Source organism: Paenarthrobacter nitroguajacolicus (assembly GCF_029952445.1).
GTDB classification, from domain to species: Bacteria; Actinomycetota; Actinomycetes; order Actinomycetales; family Micrococcaceae; genus Arthrobacter; species Arthrobacter nitroguajacolicus_B.
This window is the reverse complement of sequence record NZ_JAQPPK010000001.1, coordinates 1-15,012: the sequence shown is the minus strand read 5'-3', so window position 1 is coordinate 15,012 and position 15,012 is coordinate 1. Positions and strand designations below refer to the sequence as shown.

18 protein-coding genes are annotated in these 15,012 nt (G+C 59.7%); 11 read left to right on the top strand and 7 right to left on the bottom strand.

The genetic code is table 11. The features are described 5' to 3' along the window. Positions 1-62 precede the first annotated feature (62 nt). The 4 genes from PJL15_RS00090 (at position 63) to PJL15_RS00075 (ending at position 3,635) form a co-directional block, all read left to right on the top strand. Positions 63-452, top strand: a complete 390-nt coding sequence (locus PJL15_RS00090; RefSeq protein ID WP_281449196.1) for a HesB/IscA family protein — start codon at positions 63-65, stop codon at positions 450-452. Between the two features lie 183 nt (positions 453-635). Next, entirely contained in the window at positions 636-1,505 is an 870-nt protein-coding gene (gene ctaC / locus PJL15_RS00085; RefSeq protein WP_281449195.1) for an aa3-type cytochrome oxidase subunit II, read from the top strand. Positions 1,506-1,515: 10 nt separating this feature from the next. Then, on the top strand, positions 1,516-3,237 hold the full coding sequence (gene ctaD / locus PJL15_RS00080; protein ID WP_189017820.1) for an aa3-type cytochrome oxidase subunit I: 1,722 nt from the start codon (positions 1,516-1,518) through the stop codon (positions 3,235-3,237). Beyond that, the gene (locus tag PJL15_RS00075; RefSeq protein WP_281449194.1) at positions 3,234-3,635 is read left to right on the top strand and encodes a cytochrome c oxidase subunit 4; all 402 of its coding nucleotides are present in this window, start codon (positions 3,234-3,236) and stop codon (positions 3,633-3,635) included. Before ctaD ends, PJL15_RS00075 begins: the two co-directional genes overlap by 4 nt. A gap of 137 nt (positions 3,636-3,772) precedes the next feature. Here PJL15_RS00075 and PJL15_RS00070 read toward each other — a convergent pair whose 3' ends face one another. Continuing rightward, complete coding sequence (locus PJL15_RS00070) at positions 3,773-4,066, bottom strand: HPr family phosphocarrier protein (protein ID WP_281449193.1); 294 nt, start codon at positions 4,064-4,066, stop codon at positions 3,773-3,775. A 155-nt stretch (positions 4,067-4,221) separates the two neighbouring features. On the opposite strand from PJL15_RS00070, the gene PJL15_RS00065 reads away from it, so the two are divergent. Next, complete coding sequence (locus PJL15_RS00065; RefSeq protein WP_281449192.1) at positions 4,222-5,010, top strand: GntR family transcriptional regulator; 789 nt, start codon at positions 4,222-4,224, stop codon at positions 5,008-5,010. 73 nt (positions 5,011-5,083) lie between these two features. On the opposite strand, the gene qcrB is transcribed toward PJL15_RS00065, so the two are convergent. The 4 genes from qcrB to ctaE form a co-directional block, all read right to left on the bottom strand. Continuing rightward, complete coding sequence (gene qcrB, locus PJL15_RS00060) at positions 5,084-6,757, bottom strand: cytochrome bc1 complex cytochrome b subunit (protein WP_281449191.1); 1,674 nt, start codon at positions 6,755-6,757, stop codon at positions 5,084-5,086. Continuing rightward, entirely contained in the window at positions 6,735-7,805 is a 1,071-nt protein-coding gene (qcrA, locus tag PJL15_RS00055; protein ID WP_281449190.1) for a cytochrome bc1 complex Rieske iron-sulfur subunit, read from the bottom strand. Before qcrA ends, qcrB begins: the two co-directional genes overlap by 23 nt. 97 nt (positions 7,806-7,902) lie before the next feature. Then, a complete protein-coding gene (qcrC, locus tag PJL15_RS00050; RefSeq protein ID WP_281449189.1) occupies positions 7,903-8,691 on the bottom strand; it encodes a cytochrome bc1 complex diheme cytochrome c subunit in 789 nt (262 codons plus the stop codon). Between the two features lie 87 nt (positions 8,692-8,778). Then, a complete protein-coding gene (gene ctaE / locus PJL15_RS00045; RefSeq protein WP_079581410.1) occupies positions 8,779-9,417 on the bottom strand; it encodes an aa3-type cytochrome oxidase subunit III in 639 nt (212 codons plus the stop codon). A 148-nt stretch (positions 9,418-9,565) separates the two neighbouring features. On the opposite strand from ctaE, the gene trpD reads away from it, so the two are divergent. After that, on the top strand, positions 9,566-10,624 hold the full coding sequence (trpD, locus tag PJL15_RS00040) for an anthranilate phosphoribosyltransferase (RefSeq protein ID WP_281449188.1): 1,059 nt from the start codon (positions 9,566-9,568) through the stop codon (positions 10,622-10,624). Positions 10,625-10,656: 32 nt separating this feature from the next. On the opposite strand, the gene PJL15_RS00035 is transcribed toward trpD, so the two are convergent. Together PJL15_RS00035 and PJL15_RS00030 are read right to left on the bottom strand one after the other, a co-directional pair. Beyond that, positions 10,657-10,935: an Lrp/AsnC family transcriptional regulator gene (locus PJL15_RS00035; RefSeq protein ID WP_018777675.1), complete on the bottom strand. Its 279-nt coding sequence runs from the start codon at positions 10,933-10,935 to the stop codon at positions 10,657-10,659. Between the two features lie 72 nt (positions 10,936-11,007). After that, entirely contained in the window at positions 11,008-11,397 is a 390-nt protein-coding gene (locus tag PJL15_RS00030) for a DUF3054 domain-containing protein (protein ID WP_281449187.1), read from the bottom strand. Positions 11,398-11,544: 147 nt separating this feature from the next. Between PJL15_RS00030 and PJL15_RS00025 the strand changes: the two genes are divergently transcribed. The 5 genes from PJL15_RS00025 to PJL15_RS00005 all read left to right on the top strand — a co-directional run bounded on the left by PJL15_RS00025 (position 11,545) and on the right by PJL15_RS00005 (position 14,719). Then, positions 11,545-11,922: a VOC family protein gene (locus PJL15_RS00025; protein ID WP_281449186.1), complete on the top strand. Its 378-nt coding sequence runs from the start codon at positions 11,545-11,547 to the stop codon at positions 11,920-11,922. A 139-nt stretch (positions 11,923-12,061) separates the two neighbouring features. After that, positions 12,062-12,517, top strand: coding sequence for a VOC family protein (locus PJL15_RS00020; protein WP_281449185.1), 456 nt, complete (start codon positions 12,062-12,064; stop codon positions 12,515-12,517). A gap of 88 nt (positions 12,518-12,605) precedes the next feature. Further along, entirely contained in the window at positions 12,606-13,034 is a 429-nt protein-coding gene (locus PJL15_RS00015; protein ID WP_281449184.1) for a VOC family protein, read from the top strand. 371 nt (positions 13,035-13,405) lie between these two features. Beyond that, on the top strand, positions 13,406-14,017 hold the full coding sequence (locus PJL15_RS00010; protein WP_281449183.1) for a hypothetical protein: 612 nt from the start codon (positions 13,406-13,408) through the stop codon (positions 14,015-14,017). Positions 14,018-14,497: 480 nt separating this feature from the next. Next, positions 14,498-14,719, top strand: a complete 222-nt coding sequence (locus tag PJL15_RS00005; protein ID WP_281449182.1) for a hypothetical protein — start codon at positions 14,498-14,500, stop codon at positions 14,717-14,719. Positions 14,720-15,012 lie beyond the last annotated feature (293 nt).

Sequence of the window (15,012 nt, the reverse complement as noted above, 5' to 3'; positions counted from 1 at the left end):
ATTGGGTAAGGGCAGGCAGCGTCCCGGCGCCGCCGCCAGAAGCTTCATAAGAAGGTAGGCCAATGAGCACTGCAACCAACGAAAACAGCACCGGAGCACAGGTCGTCGCAAGTGACGAACTGCCCACGCACGAGGTCAATCTGACCGACGTGGCAGCAGGCAAGGTCCGCAGCCTCCTCGAACAGGAAGGGCGCACCGATCTTCGGTTGCGCGTTGCAGTCCAGCCTGGCGGATGCTCCGGCTTGATCTACCAGCTGTACTTCGACGAGCGGATGCTCGACGGAGACGCTGTGCGGGACTACGACGGTGTTGAGGTCGTCGTGGACAAGATGAGTGTCCCTTACCTCAGCGGTGCAAGCATCGACTTTGAGGACACCATTTCGAAGCAGGGCTTCACCATTGACAACCCGAACGCCGGCGGGTCTTGCGCCTGCGGTGATTCGTTCCACTGATGTGAGCCATCGCCGCATGTCGGCGCCCCTCCGGTCCGCTTTAAAAGCGATCGGAGCCACGGCGCTGACATGTGCGCGAAAACCGCCTGATAGCGGTAAGCTCTACATCGGGTAGTAAAACTTTTAGTGTGCCCGGTGAGCCTTCGGCCTGCCGGGAGACAGCAACAAGAGGAAGGGCCGTCTGTGAGTTCGCAGAACCGAACCGGCAGCCGACGCATAAAGATCACCTCGATCACTGGCTTGGCACTCGCCGGCGCGTTGGTTTTGACCGGATGTTCACCAGAGGTAGAGAAGGGTTGGCTGCCTACAGAGCGCGGCACGACCAACCACACTGACCGGATCATGGACCTCTGGGTCAACTCATGGATCGCCGCCTTGGCAGTCGGTATCATCACGTGGGGCCTCCTGGTCTGGTGCATCATTGCCTACCGTCGCCGCAAGGGCACCACGGGATTCCCCAAGCAGCTCAGCTACAACCTGCCGCTCGAGGTCTTCTACTTGACCATCCCGCTGTTCATGGTGCTGGTGTTCTTCTACTTCACCGACCAGGACCAGCGCGCGATCGACGATCGTTCACAGCCTGCCGACGTCGTTGTTGACGTCCGCGGCAAGCAGTGGGCCTGGGACTTCAACTACAAGCAGGGCCAGGTCATCACTGAGGACCTCCACGAGGCCGGCGTTCAGGCTCACCTGACCGGCAACGAGGTCGACAAGGACCTGCTTCCCACGCTCTACTTGCCGGTCAACAAGTCAGTCGACCTGGAACTGAACTCCCGCGATGTCATCCACTCTTTCTGGGTCCCCGCGTTCCTCCAGAAGCGCGACATGATCCCGGGCAAGACCAACTACATCCGTTTCACCCCCACGAAGGAAGGCACCTTCGATGGAAAGTGCGCTGAACTTTGCGGTGAATACCACTCCGAAATGCTTTTCCGCGTCAAGGTTGTCTCTGAGTCTGAGTTCAAGGCCCACATGGACAAGCTCCGCCAGGATGGCAACACGGGCCTGCTCGGTGCGGAATATGACCGCAATCCGAACCTGAACGAAAAGTAAGGGGAGCGACGTGGCTACTTACACTCAATCCGCCGGGACCCTCGAGGCTCCCGTAGTTCCTAAATCCAAGGGACGCATCGTCGTCAACTGGATCACCTCCACGGACCACAAGACCATCGGGTACATGTACCTCATTGCGTCGTTCGTGTTCTTCTGCCTCGGTGGCGTCATGGCGCTGTTGATCCGCGCAGAACTGTTCGAGCCCGGTATGCAGATCCTGCAGACCAAAGAGCAGTACAACCAGATGTTCACCATGCACGGCACAGTAATGCTGCTGATGTTCGCAACTCCTCTGTTCGCCGGCTTCGCCAACGTGATCATGCCGTTGCAGATCGGTGCGCCTGACGTTGCATTCCCGCGTCTGAACGCACTGGCTTTCTGGTTCTTCCTCTTCGGTTCCACCATCGCCGTCTCCGGCTTCATCACCCCGCAGGGTGCTGCCAGCTTCGGTTGGTTTGCCTATGCCCCGTTGTCGAATACAACATTCAGCCCTGGCGTTGGTGGGGACTTGTGGGTCTTTGGACTTGCGCTCTCAGGCTTCGGAACCATCCTTGGTGCCGTCAACTTCATCACCACCATCATCTGCATGCGCGCCCCGGGCATGACCATGTGGCGTATGCCGATCTTCACCTGGAACACCCTGGTGACGGCGATCCTGGTCCTCATGGCCTTCCCGCCGCTGGCTGCTGCCCTGTTCGCCCTTGGCGCTGACCGCCGGTTCGGCGCTCACATCTTCGATCCCGAAAACGGCGGTGCCGTCCTCTGGCAGCACCTGTTCTGGTTCTTCGGCCACCCCGAGGTGTACATCATCGCCCTGCCGTTCTTCGGTATTGTCTCCGAGATCTTCCCGGTCTTCAGCCGGAAGCCGATCTTCGGCTACAAGGGCCTTGTGTACGCAACCATTGCCATCGCAGCGCTGTCCGTGACGGTGTGGGCGCACCACATGTACGTGACCGGTTCAGTCCTGCTGCCGTTCTTCGCGTTCATGACAATGCTGATCGCAGTTCCGACGGGCGTGAAGTTCTTCAACTGGATCGGCACCTTGTGGCAGGGATCCATCACTTTCGAAACGCCCATGCTGTGGAGCATTGGCTTCCTGGTGACCTTCCTCTTCGGTGGCCTGACCGGCATCATCCTGGCATCGCCGCCGCTGGACTTCCACGTTTCCGACTCCTACTTCGTGGTCGCCCACTTCCACTACGTGGTGTTCGGCACCGTTGTATTCGCCATGTTCGCCGGGTTCTACTTCTGGTGGCCCAAGTGGACCGGCAAGATGCTGAACGAACGGCTCGGAAAGATCCACTTCTGGCTGCTGTTCCTCGGCTTCCACGGCACGTTCCTCATCCAGCACTGGTTGGGTGTGGAAGGTATGCCGCGCCGTTACGCCGACTACATGCCGCAGGATAACTTCACGTGGATGAACCAGTTCTCCACCATCTCCTCCTTCGTCCTGGGCGCCTCGTTGCTGCCGTTCTTCTGGAACGTCTACATCACATGGCGCAGCGACAAGAAGGTTGAAGTTGATGACCCGTGGGGCTTCGGTGCTTCGCTGGAATGGGCAACGTCCTGCCCGCCGCCTCGCCACAACTTCACCTCCCTGCCCCGTATCCGCTCCGAACGCCCGGCCCTGGATCTCCACCACCCGGAGTTGGCCCAGGTGCACACCGCCGAGGCTCCGTCACCCGCAGCAGCAGTTTTGGGTAACGCCGACCAGAGGGACGTCAGCAAATGAAAATTGAATCGTGGCTCTTCGGAGCCGGAGTCTTCTTCTTCGTGCCAGTAGCTATTGCGTACGGCTTCCTGACCGAATGGAAAGAATGGGTAGGCGTGCTCGGCATCCTGCTCGTCGGTGGCCTGGCCGGCATGATCGGCGCCTACCTCGGATTCACCGGACGGCGCATCGGAATGCGTCCGGAGGACCGTCCTGACGCCGAGATCCACGAGGGCGCAGGGGAGCAGGGTCACTTCAGCCCCTGGAGCTGGTGGCCCTTGGTACTCGGTCTGTCCTGCGCAGGTGGATTCCTGGGCTTGGCCATTGGTTTCTGGGTGACATATGTTGCCGGTGGCCTGGCGATTGTTGCCCTGATTGGCTGGGTCTTCGAATACAGCCGCGGCGATCACGCCCACTAGCACTACAGAGCACAACCTAGATACACATGAGGATGGGCCCCACCGAAAGGTGGGGCCCATCCTCATTTTGCATACAACCACACTGCCCCAAGCCGGTGCTGTACAGCGTGCGCTGGCGTCCGGACGTGGAGCAGTCCTCAGCGGGCCTCCGGGGCCTCCAGAACGGACGACAGGACGGCAAGCGCATTCTTTGCCGCTGCCAGTGTCTGAGAGCTTGTGAGGGCGTCAGGAGCGACCTCCAGGAGTACTTCGCAACCATGCCCGAAGTCTTCTGTCATGACTTCCAACAGTGAGCGGGCATCTACCCGTTGTCCGCCCGACTTGCGGATGGTCACCGGAAGCCCTGTCTCGGTGACAGCCCGGACGAAAACTGCTGCCGCCCGGGCATGAAGGCCGATCTCGGCGGCTACTAACGCTTTCTGCTGCGGCAAGCCAGCTCCTTTGCTACGGCGGTTACTTCGCCGGAAATTGATCCCTACAAGAGTAGCCGCCAATGTGGGACGGTAACCAGTTGCCGGCTGCTGGTCTAGACCTGTGGCCCGTCTGTTTTATATTTGAACCATGACTCAATTGCTCGAATTCTGCCGTGGCTGACGCAGCGGGCATCGCCGGCGAGATTGACCGGTCAAGCAGCACGCCCATCTACATTCAACTGCGTGAGATCCTTCGGACCTTCATTGCGCAGTCCTGTCCGCCTGGCTCGGCCCTTCCTTCTGAGCGGGATCTTTCGGAGCGCTTTGGCCTGGCCCGGATGACTGTCCGACAGGCCATTGATGCGTTGGTTGGTGAGGAAGTCATCGAGCGTGTTGTGGGCCTGGGGACCTTTGTCAGGAAGCCGAAGCTCGACCTCCAGGTGAAGCTGACGTCCTACAGCGAGGAAATGCAGCGTCGTGGCATGGTCCCTGCAGCTAAAGTGCTGAGCTTCGAGCAGATTGCGGCCAGTGCGTTCCTGGCCCGCGAACTGCAACTCGACGAAGGCACACCCTTGGTGCGGTTCCGCCGCCTCCTGCTGGCCGATAACGAGCCCATGAGCGTGGATGAGAACTTCATTCCGGCACACCGTGTGCCGGGTCTCCTCGATGAAGCGCCCCCAACGTCCTTGTACAACGTACTGAGTGAACGGTATGGCCTGGTCATGGAGTGGGGCGAGGACATGATCGAGGCAACTGCGGCATCGCCATCTACGGCCAGGCTCCTGAACGTAGACGTGGGTTCGCCGTTGCTGAAGATCCAGCGGCACGCCTTTGTTGCTCGTGCCATGGTGGACTACTCCGTCTCCTACTATCGGGCGGACAGGTACAAGTTGTGGGTTCCCCTGCAACGGCCCGGCGTGCGGCCTACGCGCAACTATGCGTCGGGATACCGGACGCAGTAATAGTGGAAATGAAAAAAGAAGGGGCACAGTCCATTTGGACTGTGCCCCTTCTTTTACGTTGAGGACCGGGCCGTTAGTGGCTCAGGCTCTTCTGTTCGTCGCCAGCTGCGATGGCCTCGTGATGGCCATGCGAGTGTGCTGCTTCGAGTTCTGCAGGTGTTGCCGGAGCAACGCGGTCTTCGAAGAACCACCGGGAAAGTGCCGCGCGACGCTTTTCCTTGCGGGTGACAACGCCGTGCTCGTTGGGCTGCGCCGGCAGGGGAGCCGGTGACTCGAAGCCTACGAGCTTGTAGCGCTTGTACTCGTCCAGGGGAGCGTGGACCTCGATGAACTCACCGTGCGGGAGTCGGACGATGCGTCCGGTTTCGCGACCATGGAGTGCAATTTCGCGGTCCTTGCGCTGCAGAGCCAGCGCAATTCGCTTCGTCACAATGAAAGCAATGATCGGGCCGATGAAGAACAGCGTCCGCAACCAGTACGTCACATCATTCAGGGACACATGGAAGTGGGTGGCGATAAGGTCCGAGCCTGCAGCGGCCCACATGACGCAGTACCAGGTGAATCCGGCTACACCGATCGCAGTGCGGGTAGGCGCATTGCGGGGGCGGTCCAGAACGTGGTGCTCGCGGTTGTCCTTGGTCACCCAGCGTTCGATCCACGGGTACATGAACAGGACGGTGAAGATGATTCCAGCCGGCACGAGAGCCGGTAGAAGTACGTTCAGCGTGAGTGTGTGGCCAAAGACAATCCATTCGAAGTGGAAGTTATTGACCACGCCAGGCATAAGCCGCAGCGCACCATCGACGAATCCGATGTACCAGTCAGGCTGGGTACCTGCCGAAACAGGGGAGGGGTCGTATGGACCGTAGTTCCAAATCGGGTTGATGGTGAATGCTGCCGCCATGAGCGCCAGGACACCGAACACGATGAAGAAGAAGCCACCGGCCTTGGCCGCGTAAACCGGGCCGAGGGGGTAACCGACGACGTTGCCGTCGTTGCGGCCCGGGCCGGGGTACTGCGTGTGCTTGTGGACAACCACCATGAACAGGTGGATCACGATCATCAGGAGGATGAGGGCGGGAACCAGGAGGATGTGCAGCACGTACAGGCGGCCGATGATGGCCGTACCCGGGAATTCTCCACCGAAGAGGAAGAACGAGATGTAGGTTCCGATGACCGGAATCGACTTGATTACGCCGTCGATGATGCGCAGGCCGTTGCCGGAAAGCAGGTCATCGGGGAGTGAGTAGCCGGTGAAGCCTGCAGCCATGGCCAGGATAAGCAGGACGCCGCCAACAACCCAGTTCATTTCACGGGGTTTGCGGAAAGCACCCGTAAAGAAGACGCGCAGCATGTGCACACCAAGGGATGCCACGAACAGCAAGGCCGCCCAGTGGTGAACCTGGCGCATGAAGAGCCCACCGCGGACATCGAAGGAGATGTTCAGCGATGAGTTGTAGGCCACTGACATTTCGACGTTGTACAACGGCGTGTAGGAACCCTGGTAGTGGGTTTCTGCCATGGACGGGTCGAAGAAGAAGGTCAGGAAGGTACCCGACATCAGCAGGATGACGAAGGAGTACAGCGCCACCTCACCGAACATGAACGACCAGTGGTCGGGGAAGACCTTCCGGCCGAACTCACGCAGGATGCCGGAGCCGCCCACACGCTCGTCTACGAAGTTGGTGAAACTACCAACCTTGGTCTTCGGAACGAAGGGGGCTTCAGCTGTTGATGAGGCGCTCATGCTCGTCACGCTCCCAGTAACTCGGTCCTACAGGTTCTCTGAAGTCGCTGGTAGCGACGAGGTAGCCCTCTGCATCGACTGCGATGGGCAGCTGAGGAAGCGGACGGCTTGCCGGCCCGAAGATGACCTTGCATTCCTGCGTAAGGTCAAAAGTGGACTGGTGGCACGGGCACAGAAGGTGGTGCGTCTGCTGCTCGTAAAGAGCAACCGGGCAACCGACGTGGGTGCAGATCTTGGAGTAGGCAACGATTCCGTTGTAGCTCCAGCTTTCACGGCCCTCGGAAGGGTGCAGTGAATTCGGGTCCAGGCGCATCAGGAGGACGACGGCCTTGGCCTTTTCGTTCAACTTGCCCTCGTGGAGCTCGTTGAGGCCCTCCGGAATCACGTGGAAGGCAGAGCCGATGGTGACGTCCGAGGCCTTGATGGGAGTGCCATCGGGGTCGCGGGTCAGGCGCTTGAGCTTGCCGTCCTGGGGAGCCCACATGGTGTGTGCGAGGGCTTTGTCCGGACGCGGGCCCAGGTCGCCAAAGATGGCGAGGGCAGGCAGGGGAGCCAAGGCGACAGCACCAAGAAGGGTGTTGCGGATCAGCGGACGGCGCTTGATGCCGGTTTCCTCGACGATGTCGTCGACGATGCGGACTGCAGCTTGGCGATCCTCTTCGGTACGGATGGCATGGCGCTCTTCGGACACCTCGTGGTCGGGCATCAGGGCCTTGGCCCAATGCACGATGCCGGTACCGATACCGAGCATTGCAAAGGCCGTGCCGAGACCCAAAAGGAGGTTCTGGGTGCGGATGGTCGCAATGGTGGTGTCGTCGCCCAGGTCGATGGCGAAGTACGCCACCAGGAAGACCAGCGTTCCGATGACGGAGGTGCCAAACAGAATGGCTACCTGACGCTCGGCGCGCTTCGCGGCTACCGGGTCCGTGTCAGCCAGGCGCAAACGATGCGGAGGCAGTCCAGGATCCTGGAACTTCTCCACCTCATTCTGACCAGCCGTAGCTACGGTGCCCGAGTGGTTCGGACTGCCGTCACTATGGTTGCCCATAATTCGCCTCATCCTTCTCTCGTTGTCTCGGCCGGGGCCGAGTTATTTTCAGTTTCAAACTGCTGAACGTGCAGCAGAAGTTTTTGTTGCGTCTCGATCAGGACGTACGGGACGTCAGCCAGATCGTGAACGCGATGATGACACCCAGACCGGCAACCCAGACGAACAGGCCCTCAGAGACCGGACCAAGGGATCCAAGGTCAGCACCACCCGGGGAACCATTGGCTTCAATGGTCTTCAGGAAGGTGATGATGTCGCGCTTGTCTTCAGGGGTGACGTTTGAGTCGTTGAACACAGGCATGTTCTGGGGACCCGTGGCCATTGCTTCGTAGATGTGCTGTGAGCTTACGCCTGCAAGGGCCGGGGCGAACTTGCCTCGTGTCAGGGCGCCACCAGCAGCAGCTGCGTTGTGGCACATGGCGCAGTTGACCCGGAAGAGTTCGCCACCTTTGGCAGCGTCACCCTTGCCGTCGAGGAGGTGCTCCTCGGGGATGGCCGGGCCGGCGCCGAGGGATGCGACATAGGCAGAGAGCTGCTTGGTCTGCTCTTCATTGAACTGGGCGGGCTTCTGCTGGGCCTGCGGGCCATTCATCTGCATGGGCATACGACCGGTACCAACCTGGAAGTCAACGGCGGCAGCACCCACACCGACCAGCGAGGGTCCGTCCTGGGATCCGCTGGCACCCATGCCGTGGCAGGTGGCGCAGTTGGCGGCAAAAAGCTTGCCGCCTTGTTCTACGTCACTGGCGCTGTAGCTTGTGGTGTCGGCCTTGGCTTGGTTGACGGATGTGGCAACGGCGTACAGCCCACCAGTGAGGAGGAGGCCCATCAACAGCAGCGCAATTGCTGCCAGTGGGTGACGTCGCTTCTGCGAGAGTGCCTTCACGTGGTGGTTCCTTTATTCGATCCTGCGTCGGCTCCGCGAGCCGCTTCTTGAAATTCTGCCTCTTGTAGAAAAAGAGTCAAGCCGGGCTTACTTGAGGACGTAGATGACCAGGAAGAGGCCAATCCAAACAACGTCAACGAAGTGCCAGTAGTACGAGGTGACGATTGCCGACGTCGCTTCAAAGTGTCCGAACTTCTTGGCCGCAAATGCACGACCGATGATGAAGAGGAAAGCGATCAGGCCGCCGATGACGTGGAGGCCGTGGAAGCCCGTGGTCATGTAGAAGGCGGAGCCGTAGGCGTTGGACGACAGGGATACGTGCTCGGATACGAGCATGGCGTATTCCGTGGTCTGCCCGGCAACGAAGAAGGCACCCATGATGAAGGTGAGGGTGAACCATTCGGTCATGCCCCAGCGGGTGAACTGCAAGAGCCCGCCGGTGCGGCGCGGTTCGAGCCGCTCGGCGGCAAAGACACCCATCTGGCAAGTAAACGAACTTGCCACAAGGACGATGGTGTTGACGAGCGCAAACGGGAAGTTGAGCTTGGCCGTCTCTTCTGCCCACATCAGTCCTGATGTGGAGCGAAGGGTGAAGTACATGGCAAAGAGACCGGCGAAGAACATCAACTCACTGGACAGCCAAACAACGGTTCCAACAGAAACCAGGTTGGGGCGGTTCAGCGTCGGGTGCGCCGGGGTACTGGGGGCATGGGTCGCAGATGTCACAAGGACATTATGTCTGTAAAAGTCCAGAGTTCCCAATGCAAACCACCGATTCGGGAGACTTTTTCTACAAAGACGCGAAATCGCGCGGAAAAGTTCCCGGCCGGGTTCACATTGGTCATCGGCGTGGCTGGCTCGATAGCATCAGGGAGTGACTTCTCCGGCATCGGCACCTGCAGCCAGCAACACCTGGCCAGGGCTCATCTCAGCACTGATCAACGGCGACGACCTTGCAGTGGGCAATACAGAGTGGGCCATGAACACGATCATGTCCGGTGAGGCTACCCCGTCACAGATCGCAGGCTTCCTGGTGGCCCTGCGCTCAAAGGGTGAAACGGTGGAGGAGTTGGCCGGCCTGGTGGAGGCCATGGTCCAGCATGCCAATCCGATTTCGATCTCCGGGGAAAAGCTGGACATCGTCGGCACGGGAGGTGACCGGCTCAATACGGTGAACATCTCCACTATGGCAGCCCTTGTTGCGGCCGGTGCCGGAGCCAAGGTTGTCAAGCACGGCAACAGGGCTGCTTCATCAACGTCGGGTTCGGCAGATGTGCTGGAAGCGCTTGGTGTCCGCTTGGACCTTTCCATCGAGCAGGTTGCCCGAAACGCCGAAGAAGCCGGAATCACGTTCTGCTTCGCCCAGGTGTTCCACCCTTCTTTCAGGCATACTGCAGTGCCTCGGCGTGAATTGGCTGTTCCCACGGCGTTCAATTTCCTGGGTCCCATGACCAATCCGGCACATGTCCAGGCATCCGCTGTTGGTGTGGCGAACGTGCGGATGGCCCCGCTTGTTGCCGGGGTCCTGGCCCGCCGCGGAAGCCGTGGCCTTGTGTTCCGTGGTGATGACGGACTTGATGAGCTCACACCCACTGGGCCATCCACGGTGTGGGAGATCAGGGATGGATCCGTGACTGAACAGGTGTTTACGCCTGCTGAGCTCGGCATCAAACCGTCCACAGTGGCGGATCTCCGAGGCGGAGATGCCACGGTCAACGCCGGCGTTGTTCGGGAAGTGCTCAACGGCAAGGGTGGTCCGGTCAGGGACGCAGTTCTCCTCAACGCGGCCGCAGGCCTGGTGGCGTTCGACCTCCACGCCGAGGGCAGCCTTTTGGATCGCATGCGCTCGGCACTCGGCAGGGCAACCGAGTCAGTAGATTCAGGTCAGGCCGCCGAAGTGCTGGCCAAATGGACGGCTCTTAGCCAAAGCTGATCCGGGAGGCTTGGCCCCCGAGCGCCCAGGCTCTATTCAAATCCGAGCGCAAACGCAGCATCAAGGTCATGTTGCGAGTAGGCGCGGAAAGCGATGTGCGTGGTGGTGTGCACCACGGAGGGCACTTTCGACAGGCGGTCGGCAATAACGTCTGCGAGGTCCTCGTGCTTTGACACCCGGGCCACAGCGATCAGGTCCCATTCGCCGGTGACTGAATAGACCTCGCTGATGCCCTGAATGGCCGAAATTTGCTCGGCAGTTTCCGGGATGCGTGAGGCATCGGTCTTGATCAGGACAAAAGCGGTGATCACGTGGGGCCTTTCCGGAAAAGCAGCGTTGCGGACGTTTCCCAGCCTAGTGCATCCACGGGTTGGCCGATCGGATCAGCCCTGGTGTTGCCGCCTGGCTGAAATCCGGCGAACCAAGGCAATCACTGCCCGGAAGCCGAGCAGGAAAACGCCCAGGCTTATCAGCGCAACAATAATGAACGGGAGGGCAACGCCTTGTCCGGTTGCAGCCCGCAACAACATCCCAACGATCACGGCAGAGAGCCATACTGCCACTCCGGATGGCCAGAGGGAAAAGGGCGCACGCCACACCCGAAGGGCTATCCAGCCAACCAGCGCACCGGCCAGGAACGGCCACGCCGTGATGAAGGCACCGGAGATAATGTCTCCGCGGGCATGGGCATCCCGGCCGATTGCGGCAAAGACAAGTATCAGGACAAGGTCTCCGGCAGCGGCTGCAATCCAGGATTTCGAGGGTGAAGGCATGATCCTGACATTATCCGGCCAGAGGGGTTGCCGCGAAGTTGACGGAAATCGGGACTCTTGCGGTTGGTCTCCCTTGCGGCCACCATGGCTCACAGGGGCCGAAGCGGTCCCTGCAGTCCGCGGTCATCGGCAGTCCTGGGAGGATGAATGAAATTTGTTCAGGTGGCCCAGCATGCCGAGGACCTGCAACGGGCCGCTGCCTTCTATACGGCCTTGTTGGGTGCTGAGCCTCAAGCACTTTTCGATCCTCCCGGACTTCTGTTCTTCGATGTGGGCGGGGTGCGGCTCCTTCTTGAGAAGGGAGCGCCGTCGTCGCTGCTTTATCTGGAGGTCGGCGACCTCCACGGCACAGTTGCAAGCCTGAGGAGCCGGGGTGTGCACGTCATTGCTGAACCCCGAATGATCTACACCCATGAAGACGATCTCCTGGGTCCCGCGGACTCGGAGGAATGGATGGCGTTCGTCGAGGACAGTGAGGGCAACACCGTCGGGCTTGTCAGCCGGGTCCGGGCGTCAGGCGACTGAGGCGCTGCGCTTGGCTGCAGCCGCGTGGCGGGATCGGGCGCCCAGCCTCCACGCGCCGTCGGGCGTTGTCTGGGTGCAACTGGGCCACTAGCCTCGGTTCTGGGACAACCGGTTCCCGACAACGTGGAGGACTGAGACAATGCAGAAGATTTCGACCTGTTTGTGGTTTGACGGCCAGGCGGCCGAGGCGGCCGAGTTCTATACCTCGACCTTTGACAATGCGTCGTTGGGCGGATCCATGCCCGGCCCTGACGGCAGTCCTCTGACGGTGGAGTTCGAGCTGGAGGGGCGGCAATTCATGGCGTTGAACGGCGGTCCCGCCTTCAAGTTCAATGAGGCCGTTTCGCTGGTGGTCAACTGTGAGTCCCAGGAAGAAGTCGACCGCTACTGGGACGCCCTGCTGGTGGGCGGGGAAGAAAGCATGTGCGGTTGGTTGAAGGACAAGTTCGGATTGTCCTGGCAGGTGATTCCAAAGGGCTTTACGCAGATCCTCAGCGGACCGGATCCGGACGGCTCCCGGCGTGCGATGGAAGCGATGATGAAGATGAGGAAGCTGGACATCGTGGCCCTGCAAAAGGCTTACGACGGCGACTAAAAGTTTGGGGGACACGCCCCCAATGACGCTGCTAGCATGACCGCACGGCGACATGTGCGCCCACCACAACCATGAGGAGAACACCGTTATGACATCGCGCCTCAACCCGTACATCTCGTTCCGCGATAATGCCCGGGACGCCATCACCTTCTACGAGTCCGTCTTCGGCGGGGAGTTGAACATCAGCACCTTCGGCGACTACCAGGCCAGCCAGGATCCAGCCGAGGCCGACAAGGTCATGCACGGCATGCTTGTGTCGCCGAATGGCTTGACTCTTATGGCTGCCGACACCCCGAACGGCATGGAATACAACCCGGGCAACAATATCTCCGTATCCCTGAGCGGCGAGGCCTCTGACGAAGCCGAACTCCGTGGCTACTGGGACAAGCTTGCCGACGGCGGCACGGTCACCATGCCGCTCGAGAGCGCGCCGTGGGGCGACACCTTCGGAATGTGCGTCGATAAATTTGGTATTGCCTGGCTGGTCAACATCGCAGGGGAGCAGCAAGCCCAGTAACACCCATCTAGCGGCCGGCCGAAAGTCCGGCCGACGTAAGACACTGCAAGGATGCCTGTCCGGATCACCGGATGGGCATCCTTTTTTGGTTTCCCTGACGTAACCTATGGTCCAGGGCCTGCTGACGGGCTTGTCATGCATGGTGTAGATGTTGTCATAAATGACGTATAGATCGTGAAAAAACTGAGATCATGCTGTCAAGTAAATCGCTGGTTAATCTTGTGTAACCGTTGCGCTTATGTCTTGCTGCTCACGAAGGGGGAGTGATACCGTTTCGCTGGCTGCACATATGGGGGGTTTGGCTGGATATTATATTTGCGGACTATTCCGCAGATATCGCATAATTTCCTAATTCATCGCAAGGGAACCCAATGAAAAAAACCATTGCAACACTTATGCTTGCTGGAGTAGTCACGTTCGCAGGCATAACGCCGGCCATGGCCGGCACCTACCCGGCGCCAGGCAATGAGCAGGGAACCGTTTCGGACGGCACTATTGATCGTGGCGAATCCATCACTTTCTCCGGCAGTGGATACATCCCAGGCGAAACCGTCAACATCACCTTTGAGAAGAAGGGTGGCCCGCAGGGGAGCGCTCCGGCCAACTTCAGCATTACCGCGGACGGCAATGGCGCAATCTCCACCAGCATCACCTTCGAAGACGCTGGAAACTACTTGATTGCTGCTACCGGTGCCACTTCGGGCAACATCCGCTCCGCGCGTGTGGCGGTCAACAATGGCAATCACGGACGCGGAAATAACGGGAACGGCGTTGGCAATCACGGCGCCGGCAATGGCAAGGGTGGTGCGGACCTTGTTGCTGTCTCCAGCGTGACTGACGCTGGTACGGCAGCGGGGCCTGCGGATATCACTGCTGACTCCGGCCTGATGATTTGGGGGCTGGTTGGTGCCGGCGTGCTTGCGGCAGGTACCGCTTCGGTTGTTGTCGCACGCCGACGGTCCGGCGCAAATCCGTCAGACTAAGCGTCGCCTTTGTAGCAGGGTGGGTGTTTCCTTTGGGGGAATACCCACCCTGCCTTGCGTTGCCACTAGAGGAAGGCGGATACCGGCTTTTGGGCCGCGGGGGAGAGGGGCGGTGTTTGGAAAATGCAATCTGAGTTGCGTGGCCAGATATCTACAGTTTTGAAACAAAATGTCGGCTAATTGTTTATCAGACTACTTGGTCAAAATTGCGAGGTCGTGTGAATGCAGGACGATACCGAGTTAGGAGCGACGTCGATATGAGGCAATTGTCTTCGAGTCGATCGAAGTGGTGTGTTCCCGTCGCTTGACTCTGTGACCCGACGGCCTTGTTGGCTGGAGATCTCAGTCTGAATGATTCATCCGATGTGATACGCAGTGTACGGCTGGGAACCGTGCGTTTTCGATTCCAGGCTATTCTGTTCTAGCGTCCCCCATTTTGGGGCGGACTCGAGCCGGGGAGTTCGGTAAATGGATCCTTCGATGCCAACTGTTAGCGTCAATCTCTGGCGCGCGGACGTTGTTGTTCTCTACGACTGGCTGATGTCAGTTGATCTGAACTCGGTGCCGATAACGCACCCGGCGGAGAAACAGGCCTTGGCGGATCTCCTGTCTTGCATTGAAACTGACACCGACATACCTGGGGTCACTCAGACGGACATCGACGTCGCACGAGCAGAGGTTTCCCGTGACATGGGATGGTGAGACCCCTGCTGCCGGAATTGACGTGACAGCGGATCGGCCAGGCGCTCCGTTGACGAGCGCGCGCAGTGCGGCGTTTCCCTATGTCGCTTGCGCTTCAAGGGTGCGGCACCGAGTGCCAGTGGGCGGAGGGGAAGATGATCCTGCATCAGATGCATGATCGCCATCCTAGTGGCGTCCCTGCGGATTAGATGTGGACGTATTCGGTTATTCGGACGTACCCATGCTGCAGAATAACCCGTGTGGAAAGAACAGAAATTGGTCGAGTCGGCCTTCGCTGGCGCACTCAAGCTGCG